This window comes from Desulfomonile tiedjei DSM 6799 (genome assembly GCF_000266945.1).
Classification (GTDB): Bacteria; Desulfobacterota; Desulfomonilia; order Desulfomonilales; family Desulfomonilaceae; genus Desulfomonile; species Desulfomonile tiedjei.
The window spans coordinates 6,043,519-6,063,259 of the sequence record NC_018025.1 but is presented as its reverse complement, the minus strand read 5'-3'; the positions used below and the strand labels follow the sequence as shown (position 1 = coordinate 6,063,259).

Below are 19,741 nucleotides of genomic sequence, written 5' to 3'. Positions count from 1 at the left end.
CCTTTCGGCTGAATCATCTCAGGAATCATCGATATCCTGCATCTTCGAACCGATCGATCTCGCACATTTTGCCTCTACGCGGTTCTTCCCAGTGCCGCAGTTTTAGGCCCTAACCCGCCACTGCAGTATCACTTTCCAGTAGTTCGATATCCAAGCCCAAGGATTTAATCTCTTTGACCAAGACATTGAACGATTCGGGCAGACCCGGTTCGAGGACATTCGTTCCTTTTACAATACTTTCGTACATTCTCGTACGGCCTGTGACATCGTCGGATTTCACGGTCAGGAATTCCTGGAGAGAATAGGCTGCTCCATAGGATTCCATGGCCCACACTTCCATTTCTCCGAGTCTCTGGCCGCCGAACTGAGCTTTACCGCCCAACGGTTGCTGCGTAACCAGTGAGTAGGGCCCTATAGCTCTTGCATGGATCTTGTCGTCAACAAGGTGGTGGAGTTTCATCATGTAGATGATCCCCACAGTAACCCTTGTGTCAAAAGGATCTCCGGTCCGGCCGTCATAAAGCTTCGTTTGTCCGGTACCTGATAGATCGGCCGATGTAAGCAGGGATTTGATCTCGGTTTCCCGCGCACCGTCAAAGACGGGGGTTGCAATGGGAACACCGCTGGAAAGAGAGGCTACAAATCTCTTGACCTGATCGTCATCCATCTCATCGATGATGGCTTTCACTTTCCGCTTACGTTCGGGTTCATAGCATTCGAATATCCGAAATAGCTGTTCTCTGAGTTTCTCCGGGGAGAAATTCTCTTCCAGCATCTTGTTCAAAGATTCGCCAAGCCCGCGAGCCGCCCATCCAAGATGGGTTTCGAGGATCTGGCCGACGTTCATTCGGGACGGAACACCGAGCGGGTTCAGCACGATCTCTACGGGAGTGCCGTCTTCAAAATACGGCATATCCTCTTCAGGAAGAATTCGAGAGAGAACACCTTTGTTCCCGTGGCGTCCGGCCATTTTATCGCCAACGGAGAGTTTCCGTTTGATCGCTATATAGACTTTGACGAGCTTAATGACGCCCGGAGGCAGTTCGTCACCTTTCTTGAGGCGGCTGATTCGTTCGTCATAGTGCATTTTCCAGAAATGCTTCTGATCGCTCAGACGCTCGAGAATGCGAACAACCTCGTCTTCTGTGGCCGTATCTCCCTTGAGAGAAACGTCCCGGAGTAATTCCAGAGGAACCACGTTCATCACTTCATTGGTGACGGGTTCTCCCTTTTTGATGAATACTCGGCCTGAACCACCGTCCACGAGCGGCGCTGAAACGACTTTGCCCAGCAGCATGCTGCGGATTCGTTCTCTCGCACCTTCTTCCACAATGCGCATTTCATCGTCGCGGTCTTTGGTCAGCTTGGCGATTTCTTCATTTTCAATGGAAATCGTTCTGCTGTCCTTGTCAGTACCTTTTCGGGAAAATATGCGTGCTCCGATGATGGTTCCTTCGACACCCGGAGGAACGCGAAGTGACGAATCCCTCACATCACCTGCTTTTTCACCAAATATGGCTCGCAGCAGCTTTTCTTCCGGGCTAAGCTGATTCTCTCCCTTGGGAGTGATCTTGCCCACAAGGATATCACCGGGTTTTACCTCGGCTCCTATACGAATGACACCCGAATCGTCGAGGTTACGAAGCGCCTCTTCACCGACATTCGGAATGTCTCGTGTTATTTCCTCTTTGCCCAATTTCGTGTCACGGGCCATGACTTCAAATTCTTCTATATGGATAGAAGTGAAGATATCTTCCTTGACGATCTTCTCGCTGACAAGAATCGAGTCTTCGTAGTTGTACCCGCCCCAGGCCATGAATGCCACGAGCACGTTTCTTCCGAGAGCCAGTTCGCCTTTATCCGTTGCAGGACCGTCCGAGATAACCTGGCCCTTTGCCACTCGATCGCCTTTTTTCACGATAGGCTTCTGATTGATGCAAGTGTTCTGGTTAGACCGCTGGTACTTGATCAGATTGTAGATGTCGACACCAGGGTCCAGATCGCCTTCATTGAAATCCGTGGCTTTGACAACGATACGGGTAGCATCAACGGAATCGACTATACCGTCGCGTTTTGCCACAACGGTAACTCCGGAGTCTGTCGCGACCACCTCTTCCATGCCCGTGCCCACCAGGGGAGCCTGAGTGGTAAGAAGAGGAACAGCCTGGCGCTGCATGTTCGATCCCATGAGCGCACGGTTCGCGTCGTCGTTCTCCAGGAACGGAATAAGAGAAGCCGCCACGGAGACCAACTGGTTCGGAGAAACGTCCATGAGATCGGGTTCTTCCGCAGCCACAAGGGCAAACTCACCCTCTTTATGGCGAACCGAGACCAGATCCGAGGCAAGGCGATTCTGGTTATCCAACTGAGCGTTTGCCTGGACGATGACGTGACCTTCTTCATCCAGAGCCGTAAGGAACATGATATCCTTGCCGACCTGACGCTGAGTCACCGGTCTGTATGGGGTTTCTATGAACCCGAATTCATTCACCCTTGCATAGGTCGAGAGCGACACGATAAGGCCGATATTTGGACCTTCCGGCGTTTCAATGGGACAAATTCGCCCATAATGGGTCGGGTGAACGTCTCGTACTTCGAATCCGGCTCTTTCACGGGTGAGTCCGCCCGGTCCGAGTGCAGACAGACGCCGCTTATGGGTAATCCCACTCAATGGATTTGTCTGATCCATAAACTGAGACAACTGAGAGGACCCGAAGAACTCCTTGACAACTGCCGTAACCGGCTTCGCATTGATCAAATCGTGCGGCATAAGAGTCTCCACATCCTGGAGGCTCATTCGTTCTTTGATGGCTCGTTCCATACGAACCAGCCCGATTCTGTACTGGTTCTCAAGCAACTCGCCCACGGAACGGACCCGACGATTTCCCATATGGTCGATATCGTCTATTTCTCTTCCCGGCCTTCCTTCCTTCAACTCAAGCAGATACTTCACCGCAAGCATGATATCGTCGTTGCGAAGCGTCCGCAGACCGAGCGGAGCGTCGTCGCTGGATATATTGAGCTTGCGATTCAGCTTCAGGCGTCCGACCCGGGAGAGATCGTAATACTCGGTCCTGAAAAACAGGTTATTGAAAAAGGTGTTGCTGATCTCGACCGTTGCAGGGTTGGAGGGCCGCAGCCTGCGGTAGATCTCGATCTGAGCGTTAAGTGTTTCATTGCTCGTTTCTTCGTCCGGACGTTGCTTTCGATAGTCTTCGATAACCCTGTTCGGCCGGTCGTCAATCTTGTCTTCCAGCAACGTGTCTCTCAAAGAAGAAGAAACGATACGCTCTTCTATAAAGAGAGCGTCGAAGCTCGTAATGCCCCGTGCAGTAAGATCCTGAACGAATTGTTCAGCCTCATCCAGGGCGATTTCCTTGTTGCACGGCGCTACGACTTCACCTGTGGCTTCGTCTATAATGTCGTGGGCCAGGACTTTGCCCGCAAGATCCTCCACTTTCATCGTAAGCGGAGCGATAGGGCGCTGGGCGAGCCTTTTGAGAGCCGCACGGGTTATTTTCTTGTTTTTGCGTACCAGGACGTCTTCCGATCCTTCCACATAAATATCGGAAGGAGCCGAAGTGCCCACAAGCAGCTTCAGGTCGACTTTTCGCCGCAATCCGTCAGGCGTGATGAGAATCGTCTGCTTGTTGTAGAAATAATTCAATATCTCTTCACTGGAATATCCCAGTGCCTTGAGAAACACGGTAACAGGCAGCTTGCGCCTTCGATCTATGCGGACATACAGTCTGTCCTTCGGATCGAATTCGAAATCGATCCAGGAGCCTCGCAAAGGAATTATCCGCGAAGAGTAAAGCAACTTACCGCTTGCGTGTGTTTTACCTTTGTCATGATCGAAAAATATGCCTGGAGACCGATGCAACTGCGATACGATGACCCGTTCGGTCCCGTTAATGATGAACGTACCGTTTTCGGTCATGATCGGAATTTCACCGAAATAGACTTCCTGTTCTTTGACGTCTCTGATCGTTCGAGAATTGGTGTCCGGATCTACGTCCCATACAATCAATTGAACCGTAATTTTTAAAGGAACCGCGTAGGTAACGCCTTTCTGAAGGCATTCTTCTACGTTGTATTTTTCTTCACCCAGGGTGTATTTGATGAATTCCAGAGATGCCGTATCCGAAAAATCCTTAATAGGAAACACCGACCGGAACACTCCTTGAAGACCGATATCTTCACGCGCCTCGGGCGGGACATCAGCTTGCAGGAACCGATCGTAGGACTGCTTCTGAATCTCGATTAAATTGGGTATGCCGGCAATCTGCGGTATACGTGCAAAATTCTTCCTGAGCCTCTGTGAATGCACGGAAAAAGGACTCATGTTCTCCCTCTGATTGTGGTGACCTTAAAGGAGGATGTGAGGAGAGGTGTTCGCGAGTTCAGGCAGAGCACAGTACGACGTACTATGCTCTGCCCAATTCTGAAACCTAGCAGGTGAAATAGTTAAACGATCTCCACAGTGGCGCCTGATTCTTCCAGGGCTGCCTTGGCCTTCTCGGCATCTTCCTTAGAGACCCCTTCTTTCACCGGTTTCGGAACGCCTTCCACCAGATCCTTGGCTTCTTTGAGACCCAGATCGGTCAATGAACGTACAACTTTGATAACCTGGATCTTCTTGTCGCCGAAATCCTTCAGGATCACGTCGAATTCGGTTTTTTCCTCCACCGGGGCTGCTTCTCCACCGGCCACAGCACCAACTGCTGCTACAGCCATGGGCGCCGCCGCAGAAACCCCGAACTCTTCTTCCAGCTCTTTGACGAGTTGGCTCAACTCCAACACCGACATGTTGCGAATATAAGCCTTTACGTCGTCTTTACTGATTTCCGCCATAATATCCTCCTCGATTCGCTCTTCTAAAATACCGGGAACCCCATCGCTCCGCCTTCTGCGGACTACGATGAGGACGCTTTCTGTTCTTCAATGGCTTTCAGCACATTGAGAAAAGATCTGGGGACCGCCGCAAGGACATTGACAAAAGAACTCACAGGAGCCATCATCTGTCCCAATAAGCGACCCACAAGTTCCTCCCTGGAAGGAAGCTTGGAAAGTGTCTCAATTTCGGAAGGTTGAACCAACTTTCCCTTGAGCACACCACGGACCAGTTGTAGGTTCTGATGGGTTTTGGCAAAATCGAAAAGCACTTTTGCCATAGCCGGAACGGCATCTTCCGTGTTCGTCCACGCGGCAGCGCGGGGACCCGCGAGATCCGGGCCGACAGCGGATATCTCCGTATCCTGATACGCACGGCGTGTCAGGGTATTCTTCAAAACCTTGAACTTGATCCCCTTACTTCTCAGCTCACTCCTGAGCGAATTCATCTCTGAAACACTCAGGCCCTGATAATTCGTGAGGAAAAGAGCTTTTGCTTCCTGTAATTCCTCACGGAGCCAAGCTACCTGTTTTTCTTTTTCTTCTCTTTTCAAACTAGGATTTCCCCCTTTTGGTCGGAGGGAAACAGCGAATCGAGGCGAATCGGGTGGAAATCTTCTTGCACCCCTTTCTGGCCTCCGTCTAGGCTGGCTCTTGATTAAGTGCTAGCGCACGCCCGCTGTCTCCGACTTGGCCTTGAAAACGGAAAACTGTTGAAATCTGCTATCCAGTACTCCTAATACAAGTATCTACTTAACGAGATTTCGTACTTCTTGAGGATCTATTTTCACGCCTGGTCCCATGGTCGTTGAAATAGACATTCCCTTTAGATAGACCCCCTTGGACGTAGAGGGTTTCAGACGAACGATACTTTCCATGAGGGTCCTGAGATTTTCCGCCAACTTGTCCTTTCCGAAGGAAACCCGTCCAACGGGGACATGGACAATACCGGCTTTTTCTACACGGAATTCGACTTTGCCGCCCTTCAATTCCGTTACTGCACGACCCACATCAAAGGTTACGGTCCCCACCTTCGGGTTCGGCATCATGCCTCTGGGACCGAGAATTTTTCCGAGCTTACCGACCACGCCCATCATATCGGGGGTTGCAACTGCCTTGTCGAAATCCAGCCAGCCTTCTTGAACTTTCTTGGCCAACTCGTCGCCACCGGCATAATCTGCACCCGCGTCGAGCGCTTCCTTTTCCTTCTCCCCCTTCGCGAACACGAGAACCCGCACGGACTTCCCGGTTCCGTGAGGCAGAACACACGTCCCTCGGACCATCTGATCCGCGTGCCTCGGGTCTACTCCGAGTTTGACTGCCACGTCAACAGATTCATCGAATTTTGCATAAGATGTGGAGAGAACTGCGTCCAATCCCTCATCTACCGTGTACTTCCTGGCGCGATCGATTTTTTCCCGCGCACTCTCTTTTTTCTTGGGGATGGCAGACATGTTGCTCCTCTAAACGATTTCAATGCCAAGACTGCGAGCTGAACCCATGATGGTGTTCATCGCCCCTTCCATGTCTTTGGCATTAAGATCGGACATTTTCAATCGCGCGATTTCTTCGACCTGCGCCATGGTCAGCTTACCGATTTTATTCCGATTCGGTTCCGGCGAGCCCTTATCGACACCAGCGGCCTTCTTTATCAAGTATGAAGCCGGGGGAGTCTTGAGAACGAAGGTGAAAGACCGATCCGCATAAATCGTGATCAACACCGGAATGATAACGCCTTGCTGATTCTGCGTCTGGGCGTTAAAGGCCTTGCAGAATTCCATGATGTTCACGCCGTGCTGGCCGAGAGCAGGCCCCACTGGCGGAGACGGTTTCGCTTCGCCTCCGGAAATTTGAAGCTTAACGGTAGCTGTTATTTTCTTAGCCATGAATGTGTATCCTCTCCCCAGGCACGAAAACTTCCATCATGACGACCGGAACATGACCGTGCCTGCTCACTGCCGTCAACTCAGTTCTTGGTCACCTGAATAAAATCGAGTTCAACCGGGGTCGGCCTGCCGAATATACTGACGAGCACTCTGAGCTTGCCTTTATCGGGCCTTACCTCTTCCACGGTTCCGTTAAAGTTGATGAACGGGCCGTCCACAACCCGAACCGAGTCACCTTTCTCAAAGGAATATTTCGGTCTGGGTTTATCCTGTCCTTCAGCCATTTGGCTTTTTATTTTGTCGACTTCATCATCCGGAATCACCGCAGGTTCCGTTCGGGAGCCGATAAATCCGGTTACTTTCGGCGTGCTCTTCACTATATGCCAGGTCGTATCATCCAATTCCATCTGCACCAGAATGTATCCGGGGAAGAACTTTCGATTGGAGGTCTTTCTTTCACCTTTGACCAGTTCCACGACGGACTCGCTCGGAATGAGCACATCTGTGATCCGATCCTCCAGTCCCATGCTCCGGACCTTTTCCTGCAATGCAGTCCTTACACGATTCTCATAGCCCGAATACGTGTGAACGACATACCATCTCAGAGCCACCGGATCGCCTCCTCTTTGCCTTCAATTATCACTAACCCACCTGCAGCAGCATTTGGACAATCCGGGCCAGCACCCAATCGCTGAGCCCCAGGTAAATTGCCATGATTATCGTCAACACCAGGACAACAATCGTAGATCCCATGGTTTCCTGCCGAGTAGGAAACGTCACCTTCTGGAGCTCTACTTTGACTTCTCTGAAGAACTGAACTGTTAGTTGCCAGAATTCCTTGACTTTGTCCATCTGTCCATCTTTCCTCGAAGTTTGCTTCGCGGAAAATCATCGATTCAGATTTGGCAGGCCAGAAGGGATTCGAACCCCCAACCCCCGGTTTTGGAGACCGGTGCTCTAGCCGTTGAGCTACTGGCCTACTCGGTTTGCCACCTATTTTGTCTCCTTGTGAGGAGTGTGGCAGCGGCAAAACTTGCAGTACTTGTTGAACTGCAGCTTGTCCGGAGTATTCTTCTTGTTCTTTGTCGTCGTGTAATTCTTCCGCTTGCATTCGGTGCAGGCGAGCGTAATGATGTCTCTCATGGATGCCTCCGATAGGCGTCGATCAGCCTCAGGCTGCTACTCGATAATTTCCGAGATAACTCCTGCACCGACGGTTCGGCCGCCTTCCCGGATGGCGAAGCGGAGTTCTTTTTCCATTGCTATGGGAGTGATCAGTTTGCCTTCCAGGGATACGTTGTCACCGGGCATTACCATCTCTACGCCTTCCGGAAGCGTGATCACGCCGGTAACGTCTGTGGTACGGAAGTAAAACTGAGGCCGATAACCGTTGAAAAACGGAGTGTGGCGTCCACCTTCCTCTTTAGCCAGAATATAGGTCTCTGCCTTGAAGTGGGTGTGGGGAGTGATCGTTCCCGGATGGGCAACAACCTGGCCGCGTTCCACGTCGTCGCGTTTGATGCCACGAAGCAGCAAGCCTACATTGTCACCGGCCTCGCCCACATCCAGCACCTTACGGAACATTTCCACGCCCGTGCACACTGTCTTGCGGGTGTCGCGAATACCCACGATCTCTACTTCTTCGTTCACCTTTACCCGGCCTCGCTCCACTCGACCCGTCACCACCGTTCCACGTCCGGAGATGCTGAACACGTCCTCGACAGGCATAAGGAACGGTTTCTCAGTCTCGCGAATCGGTACAGGCACATACTCGTCAACCGCATTCATAAGCTCGATGATGCACTGAGCATCCGGATGCTTCGGATCGCCGGCCTCAAGGGCCTTCAAAGCGCTTCCACGGATGATCGGAATATCGTCACCGGGGAATTCGTACGAAGTCAGAAGCTCGCGGAGCTCAAGCTCTACCAGCTCGATCAGCTCCGGATCGTCTACCATGTCTACCTTGTTCAAAAACACTACTATATAGGGAACGCCGACCTGACGGGCCAAAAGGATGTGCTCTCGTGTCTGGGGCATTGGACCGTCATTGGCTCCAACAACCAGGATCGCTCCGTCCATCTGAGCGGCTCCGGTTATCATGTTCTTGATATAGTCTGCGTGGCCGGGGCAGTCCACGTGTGCATAGTGGCGCTTGTCCGTCTGATACTCCACGTGTGCAGTCGCTATCGTTATCCCGCGCTCCTTCTCTTCAGGAGCCTTGTCTATCTCCTCGAACGGTATGTACGAAGCCAGACCCTTCTTCGCTAGCACCCGCGTGATTGCCGCTGTTAGCGTGGTCTTGCCGTGGTCGATGTGTCCTATCGTTCCAACGTTTACGTGTGGCTTCGTTCGCTCAAATTTCGCCTTGCCCATGGGCTCCTCCTTAATTTAAGACACCAGCAATGGCATTTCTTTCGCAGGGACCGGAAAAATGATCGGGCTTCCCTGCATTCACTCCGTGTACCGGAGGTCGGAGTACGGTTTGTGGAGCCCACGACCGGGATCGAACCGGTGAACCTCTTCCTTACCAAGGAAGTGCTCTACCGACTGAGCTACGTGGGCTCAGAAAAGCGAGACTCCACCGACTCTCCTTTTTCTTTTGGAGATCGGCGGAACATCCATCAATTTTGGAGCGGGAAACGGGATTCGAACCCGCGACATTCAGCTTGGAAGGCTGACGCTCTACCAACTGAGCTATTCCCGCGAAATCTTCAGCCTCAGAGGGCTTATGGTGGAGGGGGGAGGATTCGAACCTCCGAAGGCTGAGCCAACAGATTTACAGTCTGCCCCCTTTGGCCGCTCGGGAACCCCTCCATATCTGGAGCTGGCGATGGGACTCGAACCCGCAACCTGCTGATTACAAATCAGCTGCTCTACCGGTTGAGCTACGCCAGCAAACGGTTCCTCTATAAAAGTATTTTTTTTAACACACCTCGCTATCCCTGTCAATAGGAATTTTCCTCGCCGCGGTTAATTCATCGATACCTAACAATTAGGAACCACTGTACAGAACGCTCAGAAGACCACTGAGAAGAAAATTCCCGTCCAGAATTCCCTCAAATGCCAGCCGGTCAACCAAGTGGCGCCGTTTGTACACGAGAAAAGCGATCCCGAACACAAGAGTGTTGATCACCAGCAAAGGACCAATCGAGGGGATCCAGCCAAGAGTCGACGCGCATGTCACGAATAAACCGAGGAAGACCAAAAGCGCAAGGAGCAAGGTTCGCGTATTTTTCACCCCGATGAGAATGGGAATGGTTTCCCTTCCTACGATCCTATCTCCCTGGATGTCCAGTAAATCCGACAATGCAGTGCGCCAAAACACTGTCCCTGCCGCGAAAACGAACGCAATCGCCACTCCGGGGTTCCACAGATCCGATATGTCTCCCATCACCGGCAAAAGGCTTGCGGCTGTGGCCCACCCAAGAGCTACGAGAGGTGTCTTCGAGCCGGGAAGATCCTTGAGGCTTCTCCACTTTGTGCGGGGAAACCGATTCAACCCCGGAATAGGAACCATGTACAGGCTTCCGGCAATGAGCATTCCCAAAAGTACGCAACCTGCGTATATGCTCATGCTGAAACTCAGTGCCAATGCGGCTGCGGAAGAACAAAAGCCCGAAAATGTCAGAAGCTTTCGATGCCGAATGTAGAATTGTGCAATCTCGGGCGTATTGAAACGCACCGCGCCCGCCCTCTCCTGAATGCGGTTCAACAGATGCATGGAGTACACGAACAGCATGGTAACCACGAGAGGCAGCCATGTGACGGGACGCCCCTCGAGCACCAGCGCGGTTGCGGTAAGCCCGCCTCCGGCCAGAGCGGCCCAGCCGTAGACCATGACGAAAATGTCCGCGTACCGACGGATTCGTTTCCAGGGACTATATCCCCGGCTCATTCCGATTTCTTTCAGCCGGTCGGTTACTTGCCGAATCTGCCAGTTGGGAGTGCTTGCGCCCGCGGTCACTCCGACCGTCCGGACACCGGTGAGAGCATCTGAGGGAAGCTCTTCGTCGGTTTCAACGTGCAGGGCCGGAACTCCTTGAGCCTGGGCCACCTTTACGAGACGCTGCGTATTTCCGGACCCTTTCCCCCCTACCACTACGACCATCTCAACCTGTCTTGCCAGTCGGCTGATTTCTATTTGCCGCCGTTTTGTGGAATCGCATATGGTGTTGTACTCGTGCAGTTCCGAGCAGCGGTTTCGCAGCAACTCACCAACGCTTTCAAAGACTTCAATCTCCTGGGTCGTCTGTGCGACAAGGCAAATTCCTCGATCCGTCGGAATGGAATCGATAAGTCCATTGCAGTCCGCAGAGGGAACAACGAGGCCACCCGCGCTTGCGAATCCCATCAGGCCGCGAACTTCCGGGTGATCTTCATCTCCAACTATTACACAAAAATGTCCTCGGGCCGCGTGTTTCCGTATGAATGCCTGAACCCGGGCGACTCGAGGGCAGGTAGCGTCAATAATTCCGACGCCTTTTGACGCGAGGATCTGTTTTTCCTGCGGCGAGATGCCGTGAGCTCGAATTACCACTGTTCCACCGGTAATCTCGTCCAGGGACTTCACCTCCTGGATGCCTCGCGACTGCAGCAGATTCAGCGTCTGAGGATTGTGTATCAAGGGACCGTACGTGACGATGGGCAAAGGCGGAGCGGCCCTTTGCAGATCGAGAACCATGTCTACCGCGCGGCGAACTCCCATGCAAAAACCCGCGGTTTTGGCGAGACGAATCTTCATGCGTATCGACCTGCAACGAACACGTTATCCAATCCTTTCCAAAGCAGCTCGTCTCATTTTTTCCAGATCTTCCGGGGTATCGACGTCAGAATCGTCGTACACGTCAGCCAGTTCGACCTGGATAGTCATTTCAGGATATCGCATGATTACCTCTCGTCCGCCCACATCACCGGAGACCGACAGGAGTTCCGGAAACAAGCGCGCAGGAAACAGAACAGGAGTGGTTCGGCGGCCGTCGATCGTGGGAATCACAATTTTTTCCTTATGTAAACGAGATGCCCCGATCATTCTATCAATGGCGGAACACGTTATCCCGGGCTGATCGCCAAGCAATATGAGCGCGGCCGTTGTCTCTTTCGTGACGTGGACGAGGCCGGTTTTCATCGAAGAAGACATTCCGAGCTGCGGCTGCCGATTCTCTACTTTAATGAGTTTTTCAGTAGAAAGAAACTCCTGGGGAACGGCTATATCGCGTGTCGCGGGATTGACCACCAGCACGACACGGTCGAGTTCCGATTTCAATGCAGCGATCAGGACGTGAGATACAATAGGCAAACCTGATACTTGTTGGCTCAGCTTAGAAGAACCGAAACGGTTAGACAACCCTGCGGCGAGAATGATCCCAACAATCTTCACCGGACTGCGTTTTTCTTCATTAGAAACCAAATGACGCGACGACCTTTCCAGAATGGCAGTTTCTCTTTACAATAATGGCACTCTTCCGGCTCAAGAATCTTTTCTAGATATTTCTCACGTCGGCAGCTTTGATAAGCGTCTTATCCTCCGGTTCTTCAGGTACTTCTTTCCCGATCAGCTCGAAAAATTCGTCAGCTTCGATGGTTTCTTTTTGCAGGAGTCTTTGTGCCACTTTGTGGAGCAGAAGCTCGTTTGCCTGCAGTGTGCCGACCACTTCCTGCATTCTGGCGTCTACGATATTCCTTATTTCGCTGTCTATGAGGCGTGCGGTTTCATCGCTGATCTCCCGTTCCTGCGGAAAGTACGACTGCTGTAGAAAAGGATTTGGAGTAGGCCTGTAAGTAACCGCGCCGAGATTGTCCGTCATTCCGTACAGAGTCACCATGCTGCGCGCTATATCGGTGGCTCGCTGCAGATCGTTTTGTGCACCTGTGGTTATCTCTTTGAAAACGATCGACTCCGCTGCACGTCCTCCCAGGAGAACATCGATTTTCTCGAGCAGCTCTTGCTTTGACATGAGATAGCGATCTTCGGTCGGCAATTGCAGCGTGAAGCCGAGCGCCCCGATTCCCCTGGGAATGATCGAGATCTTGTGCACTTTTTCTGCTGTGGGACGAAACGCGGCTACAAGCGCGTGACCTGTTTCATGATAGGCAACTGTCTTCTTTTCTTTTTCATTGAGGACACGGTTCTTCTTTTCCAGGCCTGCAATGATTCTGTCTATGGCTTCTTCAAACTCGCGTGACGTAACCTCTTTTTGTTCTTTTCTGGCAGCAAGCAGAGCAGCCTCATTCACCAGATTGGCAAGGTCTGCGCCCGTAAAACCAGGAGTTCTTCGTGCAATGATCTCCAGATCCACATCTCGGGACAAAACAACAGTGCGCGTATGAACTTTAAGAATGGCTATGCGGCCCGCCAGGTCAGGCCTGTCCACGAGTATATGGCGGTCGAATCTGCCGGGCCTTAGCAGCGCGGGATCGAGAATTTCCGGCCTGTTGGTTGCGGCCAGGATGACGACCCCCTGATTTGCCTGAAATCCGTCCATTTCCACGAGAAGCTGATTGAGCGTTTGCTCTCGCTCATCATGTCCTGCGATGTTGCCCGCGCCGCGAGCTTTTCCGAGCGCGTCCAACTCGTCTATGAAGACGAGGCAGGGAGCCTGTTTTGCAGCCTGTTCGAATAGATCTCTCACCCGGGCAGCACCGAGGCCTACAAACATTTCGATAAAATCCGAACCGCTGATGTTGAAGAACGGCACACCGGCTTCCCCCGCGACTGCCTTAGCCAGAAGCGTTTTTCCGGTTCCCGGCGGGCCCACCAGGAGAATACCTTTCGGGACCTTTGCTCCCAACTTGGTGAATTTATCCGGAGTTCGTAGGAATTCCAGGATTTCCTGGAGCTCCTGGATTGCTTCGTCCTGGCCGGCAACGTCTTTGAAAGTCACCCCGAGATCCGTCTGAGCCACGATGCGGGCTTTGCTCTTTCCCAGCGTCATTATTCCCGAACTCTGCCCCATCCTCCTCATTGCCCACAACCAAATTCCTACGAAGATCAAAGCCGGAAGAACCCAGGAAAGGACGGTCATCAAAAGCGTATTTTCATTTTCCGCAATGATTTCGGCATTATTCTCTTCGAGAAAATTGATCAGATTCCGATCGTCAACGCGTGGGGTCACATACATTTTTGTGGGAAACAAGGGCTCAGTCTTGGTGCCGCCTTGGATTTTCTCATATCCTTTGAGAAACCGCTGTGAAACAACCACGGCATTGATTTTGCCATCGGCAATATACTTCTTAAATTGGGAATACGAGATACTATCGCGTTCGGGTGCAAGCCAAAATTGCAGCAATGAAAACACCAGAAACGCCAAGAGAATATATATGACCGAAAAAGAAGTCTTTTTCGTGAATTCCTTTTTTTCAGGCATAAGAAAAAATACCTCCTTTAAACCCTGGTCTATTATTTGGACACTTTCACTTCAAGAGCAATCCCCTTCGCTTCGCAGCCATAGGAGAAGCTTCTGCATCTTCCAGAGATAACGTGCTGTAATTAATCGACTCTCTTCTTAAATAAAAATGAAGCCAATGCTACATAAAAAATAGCCATGACAATCATAGGAATCACTTGCGGCCACAAGATTTCCCATCCCGTTCCTTTGAGAAAGACGCCTCTCATGATGGTGATAAAATATCTGAGAGGATTTAAATACGTAACATATTGAATAATTACGGGCATATTCTCTATGGGAAATGCGTACCCGGAGAGAAGAACCGATGGCTGAAGAAACATGAACGATGTGAGCACAGCCTGCTGCTGCGTTTTACAGAATGCGGAGATGGTTATTCCGATTCCGGAGGTGGTAATGAGAAAAATTATGGACGTAACGTAAAAAAACCACACAGATCCTTTGAACGGTATATCGAACATAAGAAACGCGAGCGGTGTGATGACGGTTAACGTGGTGAATTCCAATATGAAAGAAGGAATGGTTTTGCCCAGGATCAGCTCGAAACGCGATATGGGCGTGACCATCAATTGCTCTATCGTGCCGATTTCTTTTTCCCGTACAATTATCGCAGACGTGAGGACAATACTCATTGCCAAGATTATGAGGACGACAACTCCGGGCACAAAGAAATTTTTCGAATTGAGATTCGGGTTGAACCAGGCGCGGCCTGCATCAGTTACGCCGGGTGAGATGATCCGGGGATTTGCCGTGGTGTACAGCAATCCCTGCATCTGGTTCATGCGTGCCACGATAAGATCTGTGGAGAATTGCTGCAATATGGATTGCGCATAGCCCGATACTGTTCCAGCAGTGGTTGTATCGACTCCGTCGATTAACACCCCTACCAGAACGGTCCGAAATCCTTGTATTTGACGCTCAAGATCCGGCGGGATGAGAATGGCCACCGCAGCTTTGCCCCTCAGCATATAATCGTCAACCGCATCATAGGAATTTACGTGTGCCACTATCCTGAAATAGCCCGACCGGGAGAATGCGTCCGTTATCTGTCGGCTCATGGTGCTGTGATCCAGATCTGCAATGACTGTGTCAACATCCTTCACATCCAGACGAGAAGCGTACCCGAAGACTACAAGTTGGACCAGGGGTGCAATGAGCAGCATTCGGAAATTTTGTTTGCTCCTGATAATGTGGATGAACTCTTTTCGTATCAGGTGACTGATTCGTTGCAGGCTGGCTTTTACGGACTCTCGCGTCGGCCATTTCGAGCCGTTTGTGTTGGCGCGTTTCCTGGCTGTGCCGTCTGCGAATTGGCTCATGCGATGGTCTTCCTTAATTTTTTCACTGCAATGAGCACTACGAACCCGCTGATCACCACCAGCATAAGTAGAGGAAAGGCAATAATCTCGATGCCTGCGCCTTTGAGGTAAATGGCTCGAAGAATCGTTATGAGATGTCGTGCAGGCACTATGTAAGTGATTACCTGAAGCCAATCAGGCATGTTGGATATGGGAAAAACAAACCCGGACAGCAAGAACGTCGGAAGAAATGTTGAAAGCAGAGCGAATTGAGTAGCGAAAAACTGGTTTCGGGCAGTAACGGAGATAAGAAAACCCAATGCAAGCGCTCCGATGAGAAAGACACAGGAACACCCGAACATGAGCAGCAAATTGCCTTTGAACGGAACATGGAAGACGTATTCTCCCATAAGATAGACTATTATTAGGTCGACGTATCCCAGCACAAAGTACGGAATCAGCTTCCCGATAATCAGCTCGTTGGGTTTGACCGGCGTGGATATGAGCTGCTCCATCGTGCCCGTCTCCCGTTCACGCACAATGGTCAGGGATGTAAGAAGTGCAGCTATGACCATCATGATGATTGCTATCAAACCGGGGACAATATTGTTTCTGCTCACAAGCTCCGGATTGTACAAAATGCGAATCCGCGACTCCACAGGCACTTTTATACGTGACTTCACCGCCTGCCTGTCCAATTCCCGGAACTGATAATCCCCCTCATATACGGCTATAATTACCTTGAGATATTCCAGCGCAATTCCCGCACGAGTTGAATCGGAACCATCCATCAATGCTTGAATGGTGATTGGCTGGCCCGTTTTCATATGTTCGCTGAAATTGTAGGGTATGGTGATTCCCACTGTTATGGCATTGTCATCAATCGCATGTACAATGCGACTGTAACGATCGGTAGCGAAAACTACGCGAAAATATCCGGAACTCGTGAGACGATCCAGGAACTCTCGGGATTCGGGGGAGCGATCCTGGTCCCAAACCGCAATAGGGATATCGTCTACATCGAGAGACAGCGCGTATCCGAAAAGCACCATGAGCAGAACAGGGATTCCGAGCGCCAGGTACAATGAACGGGAATCCCGCACAATCTGCCGCGTCTCCTTTCGGGCTACTGCCAATGTTCGTGGAATGTTCATTGCGCTGATTAATGCCAAAGTGCTTTCATAGAAAGAATATTGAGAAACCTGCTATTTGCCGGTCCCGGCAAATCTCCTTGGCTACGAACGGCACCGACTGACTTCGCTTCGGAGACATGCCGGGACCGGATTTGCTAGGCGTTACTTCTTTGAACGCCCATTTGTACAACCCGTATTGATGTCCTTGGCAGTGAGTGTTACGAAAACATCCTCGAGACTGGGAGTAATAGGTTCGATACGAGAAACGCGTATTCCCGCGTTTCGCAGTATTTCCCGAGCCTTATCTTCGGCGATTTCAGGATTTTTCGTAACGATGTGAAGCATGTTTCCAAAGACTGCGACTTCACTGAAGAGATCCTCTCGCTGCAACAGTTCCCATGCAGGCATCAGTTCATCGCATTCCAGATCCAGAACCGATTCGGGCATCCACTCCGTCTTGAGTTGGCCCGGAGTTCCCAGCGCGACTATCCGGCCACGATTCATCAAGGCAAGCCTGTTGCAGTATTCGGCCTCTTCCATATAGTGAGTGGTCACGAATACGGTTATGCCCTCACGAGCCATATCATTGATCAGATCCCAGAAAGTCCTCCTGGACAACGGGTCGACCCCCGAAGTGGGCTCGTCGAGGAAAAGAACCGGAGGCTCGTGGAGCACCGCGCATCCGAGCGCCAGCCTTTGCTTCCATCCCAGGGCCAAGTCGCTGGTCAAGGTGTCTTTCTTGTCAGTCAATCCCGACATCTCGAGCACCCATTTATAGCGTTCTGCCCTCTTGCCGCTCGCAAGCCCGTAAATGCCTCCAAAAAATTCGATATTCTCTTGGACAGTCAAGTCTTCGTACAAGGAGAACCGCTGAGACATGTATCCGATGTGTTTCTTAATTTCCTCGTATTGGGTGGCCACATCCCACCCTGAGACGCGAGCGACACCCGAAGTTGGGGTGAGCAGTCCGCACAGAATCTTGATAGTGGTCGTCTTTCCGGCACCATTCGGCCCAAGAAAACCGAAGATCTCTCCTTTCTCCACCTCGAAGGCAATATGATCTACAGCAACGAACTCACCGAATATCCTGGTGAGGTCTTGTGCAAACACGGCTATTTCTTTGCCATTTTGGTTCAAGCGACATCTCCCCGCTTTTTCTGTGCTCGCGTGATCAGATGAAGAAAGGTGTCCTCAATAGAGGGCGAGATGCTCCTGAGCGAGCGAATTTCGATGCCTGCTTCCTCGAGACGATTCCTCATAGCTTCTTGATCGGATTCCTGTGAAATTCTCACGTGGAGACCGTCCCCAAACGTGTTGATGTCGAGCAGTCCGGACATTCGGGCCAAGACTTCCCGGGCCTTCGATCGATCCGACGTGGTAAGTTCGACCATGAAGCCCGGTAATCTCGTCTTCATCTCCTGGGGTTCTCCAACACGAATCAGTGAACCGTTATGCATGAGGCCGACGCGGTTCGTTCGTTCTGCCTCATCCAAATATGCCGTAGAAACGAGTATGGAGATTCTCTCCTTCAAGAGTTCATAGAGAATCTTCCAAAAATCCCTCCTGGACACAGGATCTACACCATTGGTCGGCTCGTCGAGCAGGAGCACCCGTGGTTCGTGAATAAGTGCGCAGGCCAACCCCAGCTTCTGCTTCATTCCGCCGGAAAGCGCACCAGCCAATCGATCCTTGAAAGGTCCCAAACGGCTGAACCCGAAGAGTTCCTCAATCCGTTGAGCCCTGATGCGCCTCGGAACTCTGAACAAATCAGCATAGAAATGGAGATTTTCTATTACGGTGAGGTCCTGGTACAGACCGAATCGCTGCGGCATGTAGGCCAAATGTGTCTTGATTCCCTCAGGATCTTTCACAACCGAGACACCATCAATCCAGGCATCCCCGGACGTGGGCTCGAGAATCCCCGCCAGCATGCGCATAGTCGTGGTCTTGCCCGCCCCATCAGGGCCCACCAATCCGAACAGTTCACCTCGTCTCACGGTCAGATCGAGATCCTGAACGGCCTGTACTTCATCAAATCTGCGCGAGAGTTTTTCTGTACGGATCGCTAGATCGTTTTGCGCATCATGGTTTTCCGACATGTTGGCTCTCGTTTTTCTGTTCCGCGGGATCCACGAGAATATAGCCTTCAGCGGGCATTCCTATTTTCAGTTCCTGGTTAGGATTTTTGATGGTTATCTTGACTCGGTACACCTGTTTGATGCGTTCTTCCTTGGTTTGCACGTTCTTGGGCGTAAATTCGGCTCGAGAAGAAATGTACGTTACCACTCCTTCATATACCTTATCAGGATAGCTGTCCGTGGTTATAATTGCCTTTTGTTTCAATTTGACTTTTCCCAGATCGATTTCGCCAATATAACCTTTGAGCCACACTTCATCCAATGCCGCCACAGTGGTAACAGTCGCTCCCGGAAGTATCACCTCTCCCATCTCGTTGGACTTAACGAGAACTACACCAGAAACGGGTGTTATCAGATAGGAGTGCTCGATATCGAGTTCGATGCGCTTCAGATCCCATTCGACTCTGGTCAATTTGGCGCGTGCCGCCCTGATTTGCTGTTCTCTGGGACCTTTCTCCAATTCCTGGACGAGCTGTGCGGCGTTTCTCAGCTCCTCGCTTGCAACTTTCAGCGCGGTTTCTTTCGTGTCGAAGGTCGATGCCGAAATGGCTTTTTCTTTGTAGAGAGACTTGTAGCGTTCGTGTTCGTCTTTCGCAAACGAGAACCTACTCTCAGCCGCTTTCAACGCGGCTCGGGAGCGTTCGATCTGTTCGGATCGAGTTCCCTCTTCCAGTTCGTCGAGTACAGCGCGCGCATTTGCCAACTCAGCTTCTGCCGCTCCTTTCTGAGCCAGGAGCGTGTCAGTGTCCAGAGCAGCTACTGTTTGGTTCTTCTCGACTCGGTCGCCTTCCTCAATCGGCAGACTTTTGATTTGACCCGAGATGCGAAACGACAAATCCACTTCCACGGCTTCGATGTTCCCACTCACGAATATGCCGCGATGCTTACCGTTTTCGGATCGCAATTTGAAAAACCACACTGCCGCGCCGAGCAGCAACAGTATTGCGATAATAGGGACTATTTTCTTTGCCATGTGAAGATACTTATCTC

At 51.3% G+C, this 19,741-nt stretch carries 17 protein-coding genes and 5 tRNA genes; all 22 read right to left on the bottom strand.

The window, feature by feature from the left end:
* Positions 1-109: 109 nt before the first annotated feature.
* Positions 110-4,345, bottom strand: coding sequence for a DNA-directed RNA polymerase subunit beta (rpoB, locus tag DESTI_RS26070; RefSeq protein ID WP_014812944.1), 4,236 nt, complete (start codon positions 4,343-4,345; stop codon positions 110-112).
* A gap of 122 nt (positions 4,346-4,467) precedes the next feature.
* Positions 4,468-4,854: a 50S ribosomal protein L7/L12 gene (gene rplL, locus DESTI_RS26065; protein WP_014812943.1), complete on the bottom strand. Its 387-nt coding sequence runs from the start codon at positions 4,852-4,854 to the stop codon at positions 4,468-4,470.
* A 62-nt stretch (positions 4,855-4,916) separates the two neighbouring features.
* Entirely contained in the window at positions 4,917-5,447 is a 531-nt protein-coding gene (gene rplJ, locus DESTI_RS26060; protein ID WP_014812942.1) for a 50S ribosomal protein L10, read from the bottom strand.
* A 195-nt stretch (positions 5,448-5,642) separates the two neighbouring features.
* Positions 5,643-6,347, bottom strand: a complete 705-nt coding sequence (rplA, locus tag DESTI_RS26055) for a 50S ribosomal protein L1 (RefSeq protein ID WP_014812941.1) — start codon at positions 6,345-6,347, stop codon at positions 5,643-5,645.
* Between the two features lie 9 nt (positions 6,348-6,356).
* The gene (gene rplK / locus DESTI_RS26050) at positions 6,357-6,779 is read right to left on the bottom strand and encodes a 50S ribosomal protein L11 (RefSeq protein WP_014812940.1); all 423 of its coding nucleotides are present in this window, start codon (positions 6,777-6,779) and stop codon (positions 6,357-6,359) included.
* A gap of 80 nt (positions 6,780-6,859) precedes the next feature.
* Positions 6,860-7,390, bottom strand: coding sequence for a transcription termination/antitermination protein NusG (gene nusG / locus DESTI_RS26045; protein ID WP_014812939.1), 531 nt, complete (start codon positions 7,388-7,390; stop codon positions 6,860-6,862).
* Positions 7,391-7,421: 31 nt separating this feature from the next.
* Entirely contained in the window at positions 7,422-7,631 is a 210-nt protein-coding gene (gene secE, locus DESTI_RS26040; RefSeq protein ID WP_014812938.1) for a preprotein translocase subunit SecE, read from the bottom strand.
* A 51-nt stretch (positions 7,632-7,682) separates the two neighbouring features.
* Positions 7,683-7,758 (bottom strand) — tRNA-Trp (locus tag DESTI_RS26035).
* 14 nt (positions 7,759-7,772) lie between these two features.
* On the bottom strand, positions 7,773-7,922 hold the full coding sequence (gene rpmG, locus DESTI_RS26030; RefSeq protein WP_014812937.1) for a 50S ribosomal protein L33: 150 nt from the start codon (positions 7,920-7,922) through the stop codon (positions 7,773-7,775).
* Between the two features lie 36 nt (positions 7,923-7,958).
* Entirely contained in the window at positions 7,959-9,152 is a 1,194-nt protein-coding gene (tuf, locus tag DESTI_RS26025) for an elongation factor Tu (RefSeq protein ID WP_014812936.1), read from the bottom strand.
* A gap of 112 nt (positions 9,153-9,264) precedes the next feature.
* Positions 9,265-9,341, bottom strand: a tRNA-Thr gene (locus DESTI_RS26020).
* 66 nt (positions 9,342-9,407) lie between these two features.
* Positions 9,408-9,483: transfer RNA gene (locus DESTI_RS26015), tRNA-Gly, on the bottom strand.
* A gap of 25 nt (positions 9,484-9,508) precedes the next feature.
* Positions 9,509-9,593, bottom strand: a tRNA-Tyr gene (locus DESTI_RS26010).
* Positions 9,594-9,598: 5 nt separating this feature from the next.
* Positions 9,599-9,674 (bottom strand) — tRNA-Thr (locus tag DESTI_RS26005).
* A 97-nt stretch (positions 9,675-9,771) separates the two neighbouring features.
* A complete protein-coding gene (ispH, locus tag DESTI_RS29510) occupies positions 9,772-11,520 on the bottom strand; it encodes a 4-hydroxy-3-methylbut-2-enyl diphosphate reductase (RefSeq protein ID WP_014812935.1) in 1,749 nt (582 codons plus the stop codon).
* Between the two features lie 24 nt (positions 11,521-11,544).
* Positions 11,545-12,156: a nucleotidyltransferase family protein gene (locus DESTI_RS25995; RefSeq protein ID WP_157212282.1), complete on the bottom strand. Its 612-nt coding sequence runs from the start codon at positions 12,154-12,156 to the stop codon at positions 11,545-11,547.
* A gap of 103 nt (positions 12,157-12,259) precedes the next feature.
* Positions 12,260-14,143, bottom strand: a complete 1,884-nt coding sequence (ftsH, locus tag DESTI_RS25990; RefSeq protein WP_014812933.1) for an ATP-dependent zinc metalloprotease FtsH — start codon at positions 14,141-14,143, stop codon at positions 12,260-12,262.
* 122 nt (positions 14,144-14,265) lie between these two features.
* Complete coding sequence (locus DESTI_RS25985; RefSeq protein ID WP_014812932.1) at positions 14,266-15,501, bottom strand: ABC transporter permease; 1,236 nt, start codon at positions 15,499-15,501, stop codon at positions 14,266-14,268.
* Positions 15,498-16,652, bottom strand: a complete 1,155-nt coding sequence (locus DESTI_RS25980; RefSeq protein WP_052316111.1) for an ABC transporter permease — start codon at positions 16,650-16,652, stop codon at positions 15,498-15,500. Before DESTI_RS25980 ends, DESTI_RS25985 begins: the two co-directional genes overlap by 4 nt.
* Positions 16,653-16,775: 123 nt before the next feature.
* Entirely contained in the window at positions 16,776-17,750 is a 975-nt protein-coding gene (locus tag DESTI_RS25975; protein ID WP_014812930.1) for an ABC transporter ATP-binding protein, read from the bottom strand.
* Positions 17,747-18,712 (bottom strand): ABC transporter ATP-binding protein, encoded by a 966-nt coding sequence (locus DESTI_RS25970; protein ID WP_014812929.1) that lies wholly within the window; start codon positions 18,710-18,712, stop codon positions 17,747-17,749. Before DESTI_RS25970 ends, DESTI_RS25975 begins: the two co-directional genes overlap by 4 nt.
* The gene (locus tag DESTI_RS25965; RefSeq protein WP_014812928.1) at positions 18,696-19,724 is read right to left on the bottom strand and encodes an HlyD family secretion protein; all 1,029 of its coding nucleotides are present in this window, start codon (positions 19,722-19,724) and stop codon (positions 18,696-18,698) included. Before DESTI_RS25965 ends, DESTI_RS25970 begins: the two co-directional genes overlap by 17 nt.
* Positions 19,725-19,741 lie beyond the last annotated feature (17 nt).

Bases quoted from the DNA above. Each gene is read 5' to 3' on its own strand.
- rpoB (WP_014812944.1), bottom strand. From the start codon at position 4,345: ATGAGTCCTTTTTCCGTGCATTCACAGAGGCTCAGGAAGAATTTTGCA.
- rplL (WP_014812943.1), bottom strand. From the start codon at position 4,854: ATGGCGGAAATCAGTAAAGACGACGTAAAGGCTTATATTCGCAACATG.
- rplA (WP_014812941.1), bottom strand. From the start codon at position 6,347: ATGTCTGCCATCCCCAAGAAAAAAGAGAGTGCGCGGGAAAAAATCGAT.
- rplK (WP_014812940.1), bottom strand. From the start codon at position 6,779: ATGGCTAAGAAAATAACAGCTACCGTTAAGCTTCAAATTTCCGGAGGC.
- secE (WP_014812938.1), bottom strand. From the start codon at position 7,631: ATGGACAAAGTCAAGGAATTCTGGCAACTAACAGTTCAGTTCTTCAGA.
- rpmG (WP_014812937.1), bottom strand. From the start codon at position 7,922: ATGAGAGACATCATTACGCTCGCCTGCACCGAATGCAAGCGGAAGAAT.
- tuf (WP_014812936.1), bottom strand. From the start codon at position 9,152: ATGGGCAAGGCGAAATTTGAGCGAACGAAGCCACACGTAAACGTTGGA.
- ispH (WP_014812935.1), bottom strand. From the start codon at position 11,520: ATGAAGATTCGTCTCGCCAAAACCGCGGGTTTTTGCATGGGAGTTCGC.
- ftsH (WP_014812933.1), bottom strand. From the start codon at position 14,143: ATGCCTGAAAAAAAGGAATTCACGAAAAAGACTTCTTTTTCGGTCATA.
- DESTI_RS25985 (WP_014812932.1), bottom strand. From the start codon at position 15,501: ATGAGCCAATTCGCAGACGGCACAGCCAGGAAACGCGCCAACACAAAC.
- DESTI_RS25970 (WP_014812929.1), bottom strand. From the start codon at position 18,712: ATGTCGGAAAACCATGATGCGCAAAACGATCTAGCGATCCGTACAGAA.
- DESTI_RS25965 (WP_014812928.1), bottom strand. From the start codon at position 19,724: ATGGCAAAGAAAATAGTCCCTATTATCGCAATACTGTTGCTGCTCGGC.